The organism is Aeribacillus sp. FSL K6-1305 (assembly GCF_038050115.1).
In the GTDB taxonomy this organism is placed as follows: Bacteria; Bacillota; Bacilli; order Bacillales; family Aeribacillaceae; genus Aeribacillus; species Aeribacillus composti.
The window spans coordinates 1,361,164-1,379,567 of sequence record NZ_JBBOQV010000002.1 but is presented as its reverse complement, the minus strand read 5'-3'; the positions used below and the strand labels follow the sequence as shown (position 1 = coordinate 1,379,567).

The 18,404-nt window shown below is 39.4% G+C and carries 12 protein-coding genes and 1 pseudogene; 1 reads left to right on the top strand and 12 read right to left on the bottom strand.

What is annotated here, in order from left to right:
- Positions 1-41: 41 nt before the first annotated feature.
- The 3 genes and pseudogenes from NST97_RS16445 to rraA form a co-directional block, all read right to left on the bottom strand.
- The gene (locus tag NST97_RS16445; protein WP_422386923.1) at positions 42-1,688 is read right to left on the bottom strand and encodes an MFS transporter; all 1,647 of its coding nucleotides are present in this window, start codon (positions 1,686-1,688) and stop codon (positions 42-44) included.
- A 34-nt stretch (positions 1,689-1,722) separates the two neighbouring features.
- Positions 1,723-2,943: pseudogene (locus NST97_RS16440) on the bottom strand (transposase).
- A gap of 946 nt (positions 2,944-3,889) precedes the next feature.
- A complete protein-coding gene (gene rraA, locus NST97_RS16435) occupies positions 3,890-4,378 on the bottom strand; it encodes a ribonuclease E activity regulator RraA (protein ID WP_339211010.1) in 489 nt (162 codons plus the stop codon).
- Positions 4,379-4,911: 533 nt separating this feature from the next.
- Here rraA and NST97_RS16430 point away from each other — a divergent pair.
- Positions 4,912-6,609 carry an ABC transporter ATP-binding protein gene (locus NST97_RS16430; protein WP_066246993.1) on the top strand — a complete coding sequence of 566 codons (1,698 nt, stop codon included), beginning with the start codon at positions 4,912-4,914 and terminating at the stop codon, positions 6,607-6,609.
- Positions 6,610-6,649: 40 nt separating this feature from the next.
- Here NST97_RS16430 and NST97_RS16425 read toward each other — a convergent pair whose 3' ends face one another.
- The 9 genes from NST97_RS16425 to NST97_RS16385 all read right to left on the bottom strand — a co-directional run bounded on the left by NST97_RS16425 (position 6,650) and on the right by NST97_RS16385 (position 18,383).
- A complete protein-coding gene (locus NST97_RS16425; protein WP_066246774.1) occupies positions 6,650-7,765 on the bottom strand; it encodes an ABC transporter permease in 1,116 nt (371 codons plus the stop codon).
- Entirely contained in the window at positions 7,762-9,027 is a 1,266-nt protein-coding gene (locus tag NST97_RS16420) for an ABC transporter permease (RefSeq protein WP_063389231.1), read from the bottom strand. Before NST97_RS16420 ends, NST97_RS16425 begins: the two co-directional genes overlap by 4 nt.
- A gap of 13 nt (positions 9,028-9,040) precedes the next feature.
- The gene (locus tag NST97_RS16415; RefSeq protein ID WP_063389232.1) at positions 9,041-9,973 is read right to left on the bottom strand and encodes an ABC transporter ATP-binding protein; all 933 of its coding nucleotides are present in this window, start codon (positions 9,971-9,973) and stop codon (positions 9,041-9,043) included.
- Positions 9,974-10,244: 271 nt separating this feature from the next.
- A complete protein-coding gene (locus NST97_RS16410; protein ID WP_066246776.1) occupies positions 10,245-10,880 on the bottom strand; it encodes a response regulator in 636 nt (211 codons plus the stop codon).
- The gene (locus NST97_RS16405; protein WP_066246778.1) at positions 10,880-11,980 is read right to left on the bottom strand and encodes a sensor histidine kinase; all 1,101 of its coding nucleotides are present in this window, start codon (positions 11,978-11,980) and stop codon (positions 10,880-10,882) included. The genes NST97_RS16410 and NST97_RS16405 overlap by 1 nt, the downstream gene beginning before the upstream one ends.
- 453 nt (positions 11,981-12,433) lie before the next feature.
- Positions 12,434-12,862, bottom strand: coding sequence for a DUF2935 domain-containing protein (locus NST97_RS16400; protein ID WP_339195668.1), 429 nt, complete (start codon positions 12,860-12,862; stop codon positions 12,434-12,436).
- Positions 12,863-13,091: 229 nt separating this feature from the next.
- The gene (locus NST97_RS16395; protein ID WP_341343480.1) at positions 13,092-15,080 is read right to left on the bottom strand and encodes a sigma-54-dependent Fis family transcriptional regulator; all 1,989 of its coding nucleotides are present in this window, start codon (positions 15,078-15,080) and stop codon (positions 13,092-13,094) included.
- A gap of 518 nt (positions 15,081-15,598) precedes the next feature.
- Entirely contained in the window at positions 15,599-16,099 is a 501-nt protein-coding gene (locus tag NST97_RS16390; RefSeq protein WP_144598056.1) for an acetone carboxylase subunit gamma, read from the bottom strand.
- Between the two features lie 4 nt (positions 16,100-16,103).
- Positions 16,104-18,383 (bottom strand): hydantoinase B/oxoprolinase family protein, encoded by a 2,280-nt coding sequence (locus tag NST97_RS16385; RefSeq protein WP_339198811.1) that lies wholly within the window; start codon positions 18,381-18,383, stop codon positions 16,104-16,106.
- Between the last annotated feature and the right edge of the window lie 21 nt (positions 18,384-18,404).

The following is an 18,404-nucleotide window of genomic DNA, read 5'->3' as shown; positions in this document are numbered from 1 at the left end:
TTCTTTATGAAAAGTGAACATCTTTAAACATGATCAACTGCTTATGAAGAATGAACTTGCTTTGTCTCCCCAAGTTTTCTTTTGCGAATGGGAATTAGGATCAAAGTAACGAAAATTGTCATGATCGCTAAGGTTACGGCAGAATAAAAGAGTCCATTGTAACCATCTTGTGCTGCCATTAAGGTGATTTGATCGACACTCGATTGGATCACTTCTTTTAACCCTGGATCTTTGACTTGATTGATGATTCCCAGCATCTGATTTTCGGAAAATTCCCCAGATGACGTACCAAATTGTTGAGATAGTTGGTAAAACTCCTTCATGGCTTCCGAACTTAAACTCGTCCCTCCTATCTTTTCCTTTAGTATAATAGGAAAATGGGATTTAAATAACTCGGGAATGTGATTGAATCCCCTAGCGATGAAACCTGCGTAGATCGTTGGAGCGAGGGTCATACCGATTTGTCGGCTTAACGATAAGGTAGAAAGTGCGGAACCTTTATCCGACTTCAGCGTTTCTGTCGCTAAAATATTTAACGGGGCACCGAGAAGTATTCCCATTCCCAAACCTGCAACCGACGAAGAAATAATGAACTGCCATTTTGAATCAATCCATGTCGGGAACAAGAGAAAACCGATGGAAGTTATGATTCCCGATAATATCACCGCTGAAATTGGTCCTCTTTTATCAACGAATGCTCCACCCATAGATGCACCGATTCCCGCCATTATTGCAAGGGGTGTTAACCAATACCCGGAATTTTCTGACGCAATCCCGAGCACTTGTTCTGTAAATGCCGGGATAAAAATCATGGCTGCCAGCAACGCCCCAGAGAAAGTCCCTATTAATAAAGTTAAAAGGTACGTAGGTTGTTTTAACAAACGATAAGGAAGAACAGGGTCGCCGCCATTTCTTTCGAGTTTGCTTTCATGAAAAATCAAAGCAATGAAAAGAACAATCCCCGATAAAATAAAACCATACACATTTGGGCTCAACAAGCTGTCTACAAATTCGACACCTTCGATATTCGTCAATCCATACATGATTCCTAAAACGGAAAGAGATAGTAAAACCGTTCCGAACAAATCGAGACGCCCAGTTTCCGGGTCTTTCGTTTCTTCTAATTTTACCCATCCAAAGATAATTAAAAATATCGCTATCGGGACATTGATAAAAAATAATACATGCCATTTACCTGTTAAATCTAATAACATGCTGCCAATATTCGGTCCCAAAACGGCGGCAATCCCATTCATTCCACCCAACATTCCAAGGGCTTTTCCTTGTTTTTCAACCGGCATCGTACTTAGTACATGTGAACTACCGATAATGAAGATTCCCCCTCCACCAAGAGCCTGTAAGAATCGAGCACTTAAATAAAAAATAAAATTTGGGCTTAAAGCAACAAGTAAAGATCCCAAACCAAACAAAGCAATTTCAACAATAAATAATTTTTTTCGTCCATATCGATCCGATATTTTTCCGATGATCGGGACACTGATAGCTAATCCTAATGTATAAAGGGTAACTCCCCATGCCCCCCAATTAGCAGAAACTTCGAACGAATTGTTAATCGTTGTCAGTGCAGCACTAATGATTCCATTATCTAAAGCAGCCATAAACACGCCAATTGTAAATAATATCATTGCCCATGTTTGGCTAGATGCTTTTTCTTTCAAATAAGTCACTCCCTTACTTTAAAAATACAATAAATAACTATAGTTACGCCATGTAAATTACACAACAATTGTCATCTAAAAAAAACAACAAACAAGTATCCCTTTTGCTATATGAAACTGTTTTTTTGGGAGTATCTTGCTTTGTTTTCTGATAAATAAACTCGACAAAGATGCGTCCCTTCTAGTTAAAGTCGCTGTTGGATTTCTCGTCATACTGTACACATAAACTAATAAAACTAGAATCCAATACCGTTTCACCGCCCAACGCCTGCTAATACGGTACCCATCGGGCTTAGTGGTCTTTCGCTTGATGGAAAAAGAATCGATCGACCAACGTCGACATAGTAGCGCAAAGATGTCTTTGTTACATAGCTTTCGATCGGTACTCAAAACGCAATGAAGATTGTCAAGCGTCATGGTTGATCGTCTTTTTAAGCAGAGTAGCACCACGGCATATCTGATACTTTTGTGCGCCCCTTCGTAGCGGTCAACGCGATAACGTTCTTCTCCCACCATGGACGAGATGAGTGTCTTTCAAAGAGAGTGGTCAAACTCCTTTGCCTGAACCGCCATGTCTTTTGGATAAAAAACGATTGGTCTTGAGCGTTGCAATCACGTGGAATCTTTTTTTCAAGCAAGCTTCCATGAGCGTTTGAGATTGATACCAAGAGTCCATTAGCACATAAACGGGACGGTTCACATCCAAAGAAGAAGGCATTTCAACCGCAAGTTTCCACTTTTTTCCCCAGCCGTATTGTCGTAGGGGCGAAACACGAAAGAGAAAGTCTTGAGTCATCACATGAACCGTGAGCCAAGCGAGAGAATGTACCCAGATTAACTATTTATCGGCGTGAGAATCATTCCAATCAACATCCTTGAATGATATGCTTTGTCCGTGACGAAGGATTTGTTTTTTTTTGCCAAATTGTATCGTCGAGCGAAACAAAAATGGATTGATTTTCATGTTTAGCAATGCGTTCAATGCGATGAAGCATCCCCTACTGATACTGAGTTTGCGAAGTAATGTCTCTTCATTCCAGGTTTTTTTGAGAAAAATGGCTAAGTGTCGAGCGATGATTCGGTGAAAGTTCCCAGGTAGTGATCAGTAAATGTTTTAGAAAGCCTTTCATAATCATCGCATCTTCAAGATGAACGGAATGCTTCATGATAGGTTTTTAATAAATAAAGTGCCAATGTGCTAATCTATTCATAAGACATGAACCTTCTTGTATAAATGGTTTGTTGGCACATCTATTTTAACCAAGGAGGCGGGGGCATGCCTATTTTCTTATTTGGATGTAAATATTTGTTAGATAATTTGCTCACCTACAGATTATGTAGTTCATTTGCCCATCTACAGTAAAAAGTAAAATTACTAGCACACTGCTTTGATATTTTATGAATAAACTGTAACAATCGATAAAAGAGCTTGTCAAGTTACCCTATTAATCTACTACGAAAAGTACATAAATGGTTTCAATTTCTTCTGTTTCCCCCTAGTTTGTATATTCTTTCCTCAAACAGTAATTACAATGTTCTTTTTAGAATGTATGTGCCATCTCACCAGTATTCTCTTCTCGACTATTTGAAGCATTTTGGGCTTACCAAATAAGGATATATGCCTTTACTCTCTATAATAAAGTTGCGAACGGGCTAGTACCCGTCATATCAAGTGAAGTAGAAATCCTTCAGCTCTGAGGAGTAATTTTGTATATCACACCCCTTTTTATGGAAAATGTCTTAGTTACATTGAATTTTTTGTCAATTTGTTTTTCCGCTTCTACAGTAAAAACGACCCGAAAATCTTTTATTTCTTTTTTAAATCGTCAATACCAATAAAAAACGTACATTTAATATACATTAAATAGAATGGAGATTACAGCAACTTTACTGGAGCAACGGACATGATTGCCTGCCGATGTTTTACACATCTCCTTCTTGACAGAAGAATCACGCCCGCAGAGGCTCATTGTCGAGTGTCACTGCCTTACCACACTTATACGGACAGGAACTTCATGAAAAAATTTGTGTTCAAAAATCTGACTTATATCCATAAATCTTACATTGCTGAACTGTTGTTATTATGTATGCTGCTGTACACGCATGTATTTAGAAAAAAACATTTTTTTCAATTTGTATTCTGTATCATTTGACTGCTTATCACTTATGCGTACCTTTACTATGATTCCTACATAATGACGGTATGCGAATCAATCAAATGAATCGATATTTAGGGACTCCTCCGAAACAACAATGCCATCACTGTCAGCATACACATACGCATTTGGGATCCAGTGCACTTCACCAAATTCAAGTACGACATCACGGCTTCCTTTCCCTTCTTTTTTACTTTTAACCGGACAGGTGCCGAGTGCCTTTACCCCAATCGGCATCGTCGCAATTTCAGCGGAGTCGCGTATACATCCATTTATAATCACGCCAGATAATTCACGTTCACATGCAATCTGAGCTAAACGATCTCCTAAAAGCGCGCAGTTTCGTGAACCTTTTCCATCCACAACTAGAACTGAACCTTTTGGGATCGTTTCTAGAGCCTGACGAACTAGCACATTATCTTCAAACACTTCAACCGTTGCAATTGGACCTGAAAATTCCTTTTGTCCCCCATAACTGATAAGCGGCAATTTACAAACTTGAAGCTTTTCTAAATATTGATCGCATAAATCAGCAGTTTTCATGATGAATTCTCCTTCCCCATCTATGATTGATACAAAAATATATTTTGACAACCAAGAAGCAAAACCCTTTCAAATTGAAAAAATAATCAAAGGTCAAGATTCGCGCTCGCTTTTCGTTGTTTGGCCGGGCTTGCTGGATACTAGCCGGCGCAACACAAAGCCAAACTCTTCTCTCTTGCACTTAGTGATTCATTAATTCTTTCTTTAAAATATTTCGATGAACTACCCCCTCCCACTTGCTTAGAGGCGGGCTTCATGTAACCGTTTTAACGATATGAAAAGGACTGAGACGTCAAATCTGTTCCACTTAGACAGCCGCAATTCTTCCTTTCCATACAATTTCAAAATTTAAATCATTTTTTCAAAAAATATATTGATTCTAACGTTACGTCAGGTTTTAAGATAAAACTAAGAAGGAGAGAAGCTATCCAGCAATCCTGATTCAAAATGGCCCGAACGTAAAGGAGAGATTCATTGTGGATAATTTTGAAAAAAATCAAACTTCCTGGCAAAATTTTAAAAAGCTGATAAAAATGGCTAACCCTCCTTTCTGGATTTTTGTTGCGGCAATCGCATTAAGTCTTTTGGAAGCAGCTACAGGATTAGTCGTTCCGATCTTTACACGGGATTTGATTGATCGTTTTTCAACTTCAAGTATTGAAACTCATTTAATCTTTTTATTGATTGCAGTTTTTATTCTTCAGTCAGCCACATCAGGCTTCTCCTATTATCTTATGTCTTATATTGGCGAATATATTGTGGCAAAAATCCGTTCAAAGCTTTGGAACCATGTGCTGTATTTGCCGATACCTTATTTTGACCGCCATGAATCTGGAGAATTGATGAGCCGCATAACACAGGACACTTATACAGTAAAGTCGCTCGTGACCGAGCATTTAGCTAATTTCGTTTCAGGAATTGTTACGGTCTTAGGGGCTGTCGCTATTTTAATTATCATTGATTGGAAAATGACGCTCATTCTGTTTATTTTTGTACCGCTTGCTATCGTATTGGTTCTTCCACTTGGACAGAAAATCTATAAAATTTCCATGCAAACCCAAGACGAAATGGCCACTTTCAGCGGCAATCTAGGCCGCGTGCTGAGCGATATCCGGTTGGTAAAATCAAACATTGCCGAACCTGTCGAAAAACAAAACGGAAATCAAAAAATTCAGCAGTTGTTCCGATTCGGCTTGAAGGAAGCAAAAATCCAAGCGATTATTGCACCTTTAATGGCAACGATTATTATGGCGGTGTTAGTCGTCATTATCGGCTATGGAGGAATTCGTGTTGCCGCAGGGGAATTATCCGCAGGTTCGCTTGTTGCCATCATAATATATATGGTGCAAATTATTGTACCTTTTAGTCAAATGGCAGGATTCTTTACAGCTTTCCAAAAGGCAATGGGTGCGACAGAACGAATTCAGCAGCTTTTGAATACAGAAACAGAACATAGTAATGGAAATACAAGAATTGATGTTCATAAACCAATCGTGTTTCAAGACATCTCGTTTGCTTATGAAAAAGGAAAAACGATTTTGCAAAACGTTCATTTTGAAGTGAAGCCCGGCCAAACCGTCGCGATCGTCGGACCAAGCGGTGCTGGTAAAACAACTATTTTTTCCCTTATTGAACGGTTCTATCAGCCAACAAACGGGGCAATAAAATTAGGGAATACCGACATTCGCGAATTTCCGCTTTTTGAGTGGCGCCAACAGATCGGTTACGTTTCTCAAGAAAGCCCGATTATGTCTGGCACGATTCGTGAAAATATTTGCTACGGGCTAAATCGTACAGTCAGCGAAGAAGAAGTGAGAAAAGCAGCGCAATTGGCCAATGTAGATGAATTCATCGAACAAATGCAAGACGGCTATGAAACGGAAGTCGGCGAAAGAGGGATCAAACTATCCGGTGGGCAGCGTCAGCGCATTGCCATCGCGAGGGCACTGTTGAGAAATCCAAAAATTCTTCTGCTGGATGAAGCTACATCCAATTTAGACAGCAACTCCGAACAAAAAGTGCAAAACGCTCTCCTTCATCTTATGAAAAATCGTACAACATTTGTCATCGCCCATCGACTTTCAACTATTATTAATGCAGATTTAATCATCGTCCTCGAAAATGGTAAAATTACCGGTCAGGGAACACATAATGAGCTATTGCAGTCCCATCCGTTGTATCAAAAGCTTGTCAGCCGACAAATGCAAAATTTTGCTCCCGCCAACGATTAAGGCGGGAGCCGCATATAATTTACAAATGGAAGCTGACCGCTTAAGCCCGTTTCCGCTCCATAATGTTGATCCCTAACCCCATGAACACAACAGCCATCAAGAATAGGATGCTCATCGGATAGAGCAAATCGCTGAATGAGTAGCCGTAAACTACCGCCCCTTTTAACAGGTCCATTCCATACGTAACGGGGACAAATTTTGAAAGCAAGAGAAGTGCATCCGAAGAAACAATTTCCAGCGGCCAATAAGCTCCTCCGAGCATCGCCATGCTGACAGAAACAAGCGGAAGCACCGCATGAAACTGCTGCTCATTATTGACAATTCCTACTATAAAAATTGATATTGCGACAATTGCCAGTACATAAGGGATGAGCAATACGAGCACAAACCAAAATTTATCGCTGAAATCTACATCAAACACAAAGTGAAAGACTGCAAAAATGAGCGCCACCTGAATATAGCCGGTTGCAAAACTGTAAATTAAATTTCCGGTATACATCTCCCATTTTTTGACCGGCGACAAAATCATTCGATCCCAAATGCCGTTTCGCTTTTCCATTAATATATTGAAAACGTTGTACGCAATCGTATAAATGACAAAAAATAAGACACTGCCGAAAATCGATTGCATTTTGCTGTTGATGATAACAGTTTCATCCGCACGGAAATGTTTTGTCTCTACGGTAAACACCGGATCGTTTTTCGCTTCCGTAAGCGATTTTGCCACTTGCTTTGCGCTTGATTCTCCTTGTTTTTCCTTCACCTGATCGATGATCGACTTGGATTGTAATGCTTTTGCGTAAACTTTTTGAACCGTTTGCTGAACCAAATAGCTATTGGGGGTATTGGAAGCAACGATTATGCGGAAATCGTCCTTTTTAAGCTCCACACCTGCTTCCGCCTTACCTTCGCCAACCAGCTTTTCAACTTCCTCTTTTTTCATCCTTTTAAACGAAAATAGATTATACTGCTCAAGAGAGCGAATGATTTCCTTCACTTCACTTTCAGGCAGTGCGCTGTATACTGGAACAACTATAGTCTGTTTGTTTACGGAACTGATGAGCATAGCAAAAACGACAGAAAGGATCGACACCATTAAAAATAGCCAAGGCTTCCGGATAAAAAGACGCAGCTTTGCTGTCAAAACTCCGATCACGCCATTTCACCCCTTTTTGGGAAAACTAGCAAGCTCAATACGAACATAACAAAACCGAAAAGACATAAGTATATGACAGGCCAAATAAATTGCGACAGATCATAGCCTTGCAAAATTTTTAAATAAGCTGTCATGCCGGCTCCATTTGGCGTCATATCCCCCAATTTGTGCATAAATTCCGACATTTGCGAAACCGGGAAATAGCTGCCACCAAGAAAAGCCAAAATAGAAACGACTCCGCTTGAGAAGAAAATGGAAACATTATCTGAATTTATTCGATAGCTCAATGATGTTAAAAAGGTTCCTATTCCTCCGACTGCCACACAAAGAGCAAGCGTAACAATGATAAACGAGACGAGATCCGGCCACTTGACACTGTAAAAAACGGCTGCTAAAGCATATAACAAGGAGAGCTGAAAAAAGGCAATGATCAAGGAAGTTATGAAAATAGCAGCCATGTATAAATTTTTCGGTACATTGGCAAGCAACAAACGATGGAATGCGTTCGACTGTTTTTCTTGCAAAGCATGAGACGAAATATACGAGGCCAGATACAACACAAACATAACGCTTATGCCGACTGTATAATAAGTAAAAGAATTAATAGGCTCCCGTTTTGTCACGGTTTCCATTTCTCCCTTTACTTTTACGACAGGCAGTTCAAGTGATTCGTTTAAGCCAGCCTGATCCAGTTTAGAAATCAAAGAATATTGCTCTTGAAATTCAGTGATGAGTTCTTGAACAAATTGGGCTGTAATTTCTTTGCCTTCGTTGACATATATACTAAGCTTCGGCTTCGTTTTCTCACCAAATATTAAATGGTTTAACAACGTGTATGAAAAATGCTCCGGCACTTCAACAATGACTGTATATTTGTCATTTTCACGAATTTCCTCCAATTCAGAAGGCTGAAACTCTGCCATTTGTATATACGGTTCTAGCTCTTTTGAGCCTAAAATTTCTTGTTTTAAAATGGAAATAGGCATCATTTTTTCCACTTGTTTTAATAGAAATTCCTTTTCCTCATCCGGCATTTGCACGTTTTTTACGTCGTTGGCGAATTTTTCGAAGTCCTTTTGTTCATTGCCATGTTCGACAATCGCTACTTTCGCTTGAATATCCATTTTTTTGCTGTCCATTACACTTGTGAGCGCAAAACCTAAAATAGATATAAGAGTGAACGGCATTACTAATAGAAGAAGCAATTCCTGCTTATTGCGGATCATTATTAAAAATTGTTTCTTAATAAATTGTCCAATCATGGTCATCACCCTTTTAATTTCGTAATGCTCTTCCAGTTAAATGAAGAAACACATCTTCCAAAGTAGGTGTTTTAATCTCGATAGATGTCAACATTGTGTTTGTTTCCTCAGCAATTTTGAACAATATGGAAAAAGCATTCGCTTCCTTTGGCGTTAATACGGTAATTACCCGATCTTGCACAGTCACGCGATTGACAACCGGATGATCACGCAGCGCTTGAATAAATGAATCGTTCACGCGCTCGACAGTAATTTGGATTGTGTTTTCTGCCGATAAAATATTTTTTATCTCCTCTTTAGTACCGGCCGCCAAAATATTCCCTTTATCCATAATGTAAATGCGATTGCATAAAAATTCGACTTCCTCCATATAATGGCTCGTGTACAATACGGTCATTTTTTTCTCTTTATTTAACCTTTTGACCGTTTCCAAAATATAATTTCTTGATTGCGGATCAATGCCGACTGTCGGTTCATCCATAATAATCAATTCAGGTTCGTGCAACAAGGCAGCCCCGATGTTCAATCTTCTCTTCATTCCGCCTGAAAAATTTTTGACAAGATCATGCTGGCGATCCGTTAAACCGATCATTTCCAAAACTTCCTCTACCTTCTGTTTTAATTGCGAACCTGACAGCCGATAAATTTTGCCGAAAAACAGCAAATTTTCCCGCGCTGATAAATCGGGATATAATGCAATTTCTTGCGGTACAACCCCTAAAATTTTTCTGAGCTTTTCCGGCCTTTTGATGACACTTTCGTTATTCAAACGAACATCACCGCTTGTCGGCGGAATCAGAGTAGAAATAATTGAAATGGTGGTCGATTTGCCGGCGCCGTTTGGCCCCAAAAGCCCGATGATTTCCCCTCTTTCCAAAAATAAATTCACACCGTTTACAGCATGCGTTTGTTTAAACCTTTTCGTTATTTCAACAGCTTCCAGCATTTTTTATCCTCCCTCTCAACGTTCTATTTGTATATTACAGCGTCCGCACTTTCTCACATACTATCTGCAGTCACTCTTTTCACTGAAAAACTATGACTTAGGTCATACATTTACAAAGTCTCTAGGAATAGCGCTGAAAATCAGCAAACATTCCGAGTCGAAGCAAACATTTTTCAATTATGAACGCTTCATTAACATAGAGCTTTAAAATTTCACGGCATTATTTCAATACAAAAAAGACCGGCCTAAATAGCCGATCCTAATCAAACAGCTAGCAAATATCATGTTTAATGGCATAAATAGCGAGCTGTGTTCTATCCCGCAGCCCAATTTTATTTAAAATTTGCGTCATATGGTTTTTGACAGTTCCGACGGACAAATGAAGGTCAGACGCAATTTCTTTGTTCGTTTTTCCTTCGCCGACAAGCTTCACAATCGCCAGCTCACGCGGTGTTAAAGGCACGTTCACCATCTCTTTTTTTGGCTTTTCCAGCAGCTTCGGTACCATTTTTGCCGCTACATCTTCATGAATGGACATTCCGCCTTTCATGCAGCTATGTATCGCATCAATCAGCTTTGCCGGTTCAGATGTCTTCAGCAAAAAACCGCTTGCCCCATCCTTCAACGTCTGTACGGCATATTCCTCATCATTAAACGTTGTTAAAATAAGAATTTTCGCATCAGGCCACCGCTCTTTTATTTTTTTAGTCGCTTCTACTCCGTTCATAACTGGCATGCGAATATCCATTAAAATCAGGTCTACAATTGTCTTTTCCATTATTTCGATTGCTTTTAACCCATGATCAGCTTCCGCGACTACTTTTAATTGCTCGTCCTGTTCGATCATCATTTTCAAGCCCTGGCGGACAATGGCTTGATCTTCAACAAGTAAAATACGGATGGTCATCATTCATACTCCTTTATTGGCAAAGTCCCATGAACAACAAACTCATCATTTGTTTGAAATATGTTCAAGCTTCCTCCAGCTTCTTTCACACGCTCTTTCATATTCGTTAAACCGAAGCCTTTTTGAAACGGTTTGGCATCCGATATCCGGTTTTTTATCGTAAATTCCAAGTCACCGATCGCATTTTTTCCTAATATGATATACACTTCCCTTGATTGCGCATGCCGCATCGCATTCGTTAGCGCCTCTTGGATGACTCGGTACAAAACGACATTTTGCTGATTAGTAAGACGGGCCGACAAAACCCCTTGCTTCGTCGTAAAATGCACCATAATATGACTTTCCGATTCCAGCTTACGAATGAGCTGAAGCACTGACGAAATCCCTTCACTTTCATCCATTTTTAGCGCCCTAACTGCATGTCTCGTTTCCTCTAAACTTTCGCGAACTAAAGATTTTAATTCTTCATATTCCTTCCTTTTCTCTTTGATCGAAAGCATCTCAAGCTGCATCAGCAATGCCGTTAATTTATGCCCGACAGAATCATGAATATCACGGGCAATTCTCGTTCGTTCTTCCAATCTGGCCGACCGCTCGTTTTCATAGCTGATACGCTTTAATCCTCTATATTCTCCTAATAGTTGTTCATACAGCTCCCTTTGTTCCTTCCTTTCAAAGATATATTCATTTAAAACAACAGAAATGAAAGTAAATATAGCAAACACCGTCAGCCATTCAAAAGGATTAGGAAGGAATAAGGCGATCAGGATCGAAACAGAAACATGAATGACGGCAAACAGACGAAAGGGCTGTTTTTTTAGCTGAAAAATTGCTTCGACATAAAGATATAAAATTAATAAAAGAGAGGCATGATTGCCTGCAGCAGACTGAAGCCATCCCGCTGACAAAATGAAAAGATCCACGATGATGTACAACAGAAGAGTATTTTTGACAACAGGCAGAAAAAAATAGCAGCCAATTGTACAAGCACTTAAAAATACCAATAAGGTGAGATGTGCTGAATGATCCAAAAAAGCTGAAAATAAAAAGTACGTCCATAAAACGGCAAAAACAAACACTCTGAATAAAAAAGCCTTCACTGACATCCCACCCTTTGTAATCTACTATCAACCTACTGAAACTATAAAAGAATGTCAACGGCTTTTCAAAAGAAATGTCGGACATTTCTCAAATCATGTACCAATTAATTAAAATACTGAACTCCTCCCTTATTCTCTCCAAAATAATTACCCTGTGATTTTAGAATTCAACATTTCTAAATAACAACCTCTATAATTAAAGACACCGGTTTAATCTAACCGATGTCTTTAACTAAATCCTATAACTAACAATAACAATTCCTATATCTAATTAGTTAATGTAAAAACCGCATAAAAATCAATATTCCAGCGGTTTTTATAAATAAAATTTTTTCTTACTAGTATTCCATAGTATGTAAAAATATCCTCATACTCTCGAAATTACACATCATAGATATAAAATCCAGGAAAACAAAAAGGAAACTCCTTCAAAAAAGGAATTCCCTTGAAAATTTACTTGCTGCCATACAACAGCACTTGCGCTATGCCGACAAAATATTCTGATTCACGAATAATATGGTCCAAAACAACTTTGGCGGTCGGATTTTTTCGAACAGCAGCGCTTTCCGTTTTAATTTGCCGGCATAATTTAATAAAATCGAGACTTTGCTTTAAGCAAAATGACACCAAATTCAATACTCGTTGATAAAGCTTTGCTGGAATATAGTAAGGGGAGCGTATGACAGACTCAATATAGCGCACAACCTTTTGATGCGTCTTCGACAATTCTTCTTCCCAATTTAACAAAGCATCTACATAGTTTTGCTCTAAATTTGCCACCAGCTCTCGGATCACAACAGTATGCTCTTCCTCTTGATGCTTCCAAAACTCCGCTTCATCCAATATGCGAAGCGGCATTTGCTGACCGTAATAAAATTGCATCATCCATCCTCCCATGATCGTCGTTCATTTCAATTGTATGGAAGGAATGGATAAGGTATGATAGCTTTGTTTGAGGATCTTTTTATTTTTCAACACACTAGCTTCTATTATCTATGACACCGTAAAAAAAAGCGCCTTGCCTAGGCATTTTTTTGTTTTAAAAAATTTGAGATGTGATGACATGTGAAGAGTTTAGTGAATATGATTGGATTTACGCGAGAAAATCGGCTTATGTTTGTTTTAGCTGATATTTTTTTAACTTCCGATAAAGAGTGGACCTGGCAATATTCATTTTTTTGGCGACAGCTGATAAATTCCAGCCTGTTTCCTCTAAAAGCCTGACAAGCACTTTTTGCTCTTCGACTTCTATTAAAGATAAATCTTTAAGCTGGTTATTGATGGAGAGGCTCATTCTGTTTTCAATAAAGTATGCCGGTAAGTCTTCTATCCTAATAACAGGAGAATCACTAAATATGACGGCATACTCAATGACATTTTGCATTTCTCTTATGTTGCCGGGCCACGAATATTCTAAAAAGTAATTTAAAGTTTCTTGCGCAATGGAAAGGGATTCTCTCGCATACTTTTTTGCAAATTTTTTTAAGAAATAATCAGCAATCAGAGGAATATCTCCCCTTCGCTCACGAAGAGGAGGAATATTAACCGTAACAACGTTAAGTCTAAAAAATAAGTCTTCGCGAAAAAGCCCTTGTTTACACAAGGCATATAAGTTCTTATTCGTTGCAGCAATAATTCTCACATTAATTGGAATCGTTTGAGATGAACCCAGCCTCATAATCTCCTTTTCTTGCAGCACCCTAAGCAAATGGACTTGCAGATCTAGCGGCATCTCGCCGATTTCATCTAAAAACAAGGTTCCTTCGTTTGCTTCCTCAAATTTTCCTTTCTTCCCTTCTTTCGAACCTCCGGTAAAAGTTCCACTTTCGTAACCGAACAGTTCACTTCCAATCAATTCTTTCGGAATTGCGCCACAGTTTATTGCTAAAAAAGGTTTATCTCTTCTCTGACTGGATTGATGTATTGATTTTGCAATTTTTTCCTTTCCTGTACCGCTTTCTCCCAACAGAAGAATCGGAACATTTGAAGGAGCAGCTTTATAACATTTGTTTAGTGCTGTTAACAATGCATCCGATGTCCCAATAATATCGTTCCATGGTTCATCCTTGAGAATGTATCGCGCAGTGGTACGGAATACCTTTTTGTTATCCTTCAACACGACCATATATCCAGCAACTTCCCCTTTAAAATGAATCGGCTCGATTGCTAAAACCTTGAAATCTCGAACTAGCAAATCGCTGGAAATATCGTTTTTCGCAGAGAATTTGGACATCCTTTTCATCTCATTTATTAAAGGATGAAAATCAGGATTTACCGTCAAATCTCCTGCATGTTTCAGGTTAAATAATTCCATTAGCTTTTCACTGCTCTTCACAACATAAAAGGCATGGTTCAGTACTAGAATATGATCATTTTTCCATTTATTTGCACATTGAAAAAAATAATCTATTAAATAGTTATTCACTTTCATATAGACGTATGCAAGCTGTTTTTCAATCACTTGTGCAGTGGATACAGCTAAACCAAGTGTATGAGGCTGAGCATCTTCCCAAAATCCTGTAAAATCGATGACACCGATGACCTCTTTTGTGAAGGGATGAATGATAGGAGCTGAAGAACATGTCCATGGATGACATCCTTGACAAAAGTGTTCTGCAGAAAAAATTTGAATGGGATTTTGGGTGACGATACACGTTCCAATCGCATTTGTACCTGCTGCATTTTCGCTCCAGTCCATGCCAACTGTGAAATTCATTTTTTCCGCTTCCCGCAAAACATACGGTTCACCTTTCAAATAAATTATGCAACCGTTTTCATCTGTCAGCGTGATAAGATACCGAGTACCTTTCAACTTATAAAATAAATTATCAATAATCGGTTTCGCAATTTGATATAGCTCAGATCCTTTTAACAGATGATTTAATTCGTATTCTGTTAAAGCTGCCTTCGTTTGCAATTGCATCGGGTCAACTCCAGTTTCCTGACAGCGGCTCCAAGAATCTAAAACATTTTTTCGTATTTTGCCCGATATTTTATCTTCCCACGATCTTTCCACAAACATTTCCCATAAAGTTTCCAAATCTCTTTTTTTATCTGGCAAGTTGTGCGTAGAGAAAATAGATATATATGGATTGCCCATGTACTCCCCCCTCCTCTTGAACATATTATCGAAATTTTTCGAAAATAGATTATAAAAATACTTTATTCGGGGCTTTAAAAGTAAAAAACTTACCACCCCCGTAGTTCTTAAGGAATTACACACCAGTGATGATAAGCAAGGAAGTGACAAGTGTTACCACAATTATTAACGTATTTACTCGAAGATATCAAGTGTCTAGATTCGCATTTTTAATCTTTTGAATCAAATTCATGCGTTCACCATCGCTTTATCAAAACGATGTCAAATGTTTAACGCATTTGCTCAAGTGTGCATGCGACAGATTAATTTTGAGCAATACGTTTTGAACTGCTTGTCGTAAAAAATTCTGTTTCTTTATGGTATTCTCTCTAAAAATGAAATAATGTGTCAACTTTCTATAGTTTTTTTAAAACTGCTTTAAATAAAAGTGGATAACCTTTGTGATGAAAACACTAGGTTATCCACTTGCTGTTCGATTGTGTCAGACTTTAGTCAGAAACGAACTCCTGGTTGATGGTTTATTTCACTTGAGGTATCGGACGCTTCAGCCATTCATTGTAAAATGCATCAATATCTGGTTCAAAATCTTTTAAGATTGGATACCAAGGTGTTACAGCTTCTACCTCCAGTTGACTTGCACAATTTGGGCAATAGTATTCACGTATAACCTGCCACTCCGGATCTGGAGCAAGCAGCTTCGGATACAGCTCCACCATTTTTTCCTCTGTATCACGAACGTGTATAAGCGCATGAAGTTTCCAGTTGTCACTTGCCTCACAAAATTCATGTCCGCAATCACACTTTACGACTCGTTTGCCATCTGGCTTCAAAACGATATAAAGGTGAAGTCCAGCCGGCAATAGAATTGGATCATCCCATGGAACTCTTTCCTGCAAAATGCTGATATATTTATCAAATCGGTCAGTATCCTTAAAATTTGAAAGCATTTCTTTTAATTTGTAAAAATCAATTGTTCCGTCGATCAGCTCTTCAATCGTCTTACGATCATATTGTGCCATGTTCTCACCCCGTTTTTTTCTGATGATTTATTTTTGCTCCAAAGGTTGGTACACCTAACTCATCTTCTGATAAATGCCATTCTGTCGGCAGATTCCAGAACTGTTTAAACTCATTCGCAAATTTTTCACTTAAGGCAAAGCTGCCGGCATACATATGACGAACCTGCACAGCCGCTTCTTTGTTTAGAATTTTTTGTCTCTCCTGCTCCATCCATTCTTTTACAGGAACCCCGCGCTTTAGACGCTCTTTTCTTATTTTTTTGCGGCGTTTTTCTGTCGCTTTTTCATCAACGATATACTTGCCTTTTTCATTTTTGCTGACAACTGCTCCGTAAACGCTTTCTGCATAACGCGGCAGCAGCAGTCCTTCATTTAAATCATCCTCAATCATTTTCGGCTTGCGCTCAAGCGGATCCCCAAAACCAGGACCCCCACGAAGGTAATTTAAATACAGATCGTAATTTTCAAAAATTGTTTCTGTTGTAATGGATTGCTTATCACGGATAATTTCCTTTGCTTCCATTAAAGTATCGTATTCTGGATTATCTGGATCACTGTCTCCCCCTGTAGGAATAGGCAGTCTTTTTTCGATCCGTTCTTTCAAATTCGTTCCATGTGCTTCAAAACGGTATCCTGATGCTGCTGGATAGCCTCCCATTAAACCGCAGTCACTTGACATAAAGCCATTTCCCATAAAGAACATCGTCCAGTCTTTTGCACCATATACCATCCGCAAAGTCTCGTAGCCGCTGCCTCCCCGGTATTTTCCATACCCTGCTGTATTTGGTTTTATGCTTCGTCCCAAATAAAGAAGCGGTTCTGCGAGCTCCCAAATTTCCATATCTCCCATATCACCTTCAGGGTTCCAGATGGCTGCCGCATGGTTAATACCGTCTCTTACCGCACTTGCTCCGACCCCTTCGGCTGCTGATTCGAAGCTGTTAACGGCATGATTTTCGTTAAATTGGTTATATCCTCCTCCTTGCAGCCAGTTAGAAGTGTTGGCATTTCCGGCGTTAACTTCTTCTAAATACCCGCGTGCAAAGTAGTTGCGGCTAAGTGCACGCCATAACGGACTCCATGCAGATACAAGGAAGTGCCATGCATAGCTGTGAGCGGTCCGAATATCGTCCGGATTTAGCCATGAACCGTAAGGCAAGTCGAACTGGCTCGCATAATAAGCGCCATCATTAACCCGATCGTTCGGGATGAGCGTTTGCGACATCATGACCCATATTCCGCTCGTAATCGAAACAGGTGTAGCATTGTAGCTGTGCCATCCCCATCTGTTAACGCCTTCAAAGTCGATTTGGAACTTGCCATCTTTGTGAACAGTCAGTTCTGTTGGGGCATGCATAATCGTGTTTACACGAGCGTAAGGAGGAACATCAAGGTTTTTATATGGTACGTCCACAAATGAAACTTGGCGGTATTTACCCGGAATCAGCAACGTTTTTACTTGATTGACAAAACCGCGCCGTCCATCCTCAATTACCTCGCGAATAAATTGTTTATAAGTGTCGACGCCTTCCTCCTTGACAATATCAAGGACAAGATCTCTGATCATATGGCAGCCGGCAACGCGAGTCCGTTCATCAAGAAGCCAGTACTTTGTTGTTCGAACAGAACGCTGGCTTTCAATAAGCCAATCTTTTAAGAGCGTATCGTTTTTACCGATTTTACGGCAGGCCACTTGATAACCGTCATCGTAACGGCTAACTGGTCCAACGGTCATACTTCCTGGTGCAGTCGCCCCAACATCAATTACGTGGGTAACTCCGCCAACCCAGCCTATCAGCTCGCCCTCGTAAAAGATTGGAACAATTGTATGAACGTCACATGGGTGCACATTTCCGATCTGGCAATCATTGTTACAGAAAATATCTCCGTCTTCAATTCCCGGATTCTCTTCATAATCGTTTTTAATCATGTATTTAATCGCTGCGCCCATCGTCCCGACGTGAATGATAATTCCAGTAGAAGTTACAATCGAATCTCCTTCCGGAGTGTATAAAGTAAAGCATAATTCCCCTTCTTGCTCAACAATCGGGGAGGCCGCCACTCTTTTGGCCGTTTCCCTTGCATGCACAACTCCTCCCCGCAATTTTGAAAAGATCTTTTCATAGCGGATTGGATATGATTCTTTTAATGGCAATGTTTTTAAACCTGCGTAATGTCCTGTCTCTCGGCTGATTTCATCAATTTCTTTGCGCATTTGCTTGAGTGTTTTTCCGTGCCAACCAATATTTTTCTGGCTTTGTATTGTTTTTTCAGTAATCGTCATGAAAAAATACCCTCCTTTTTC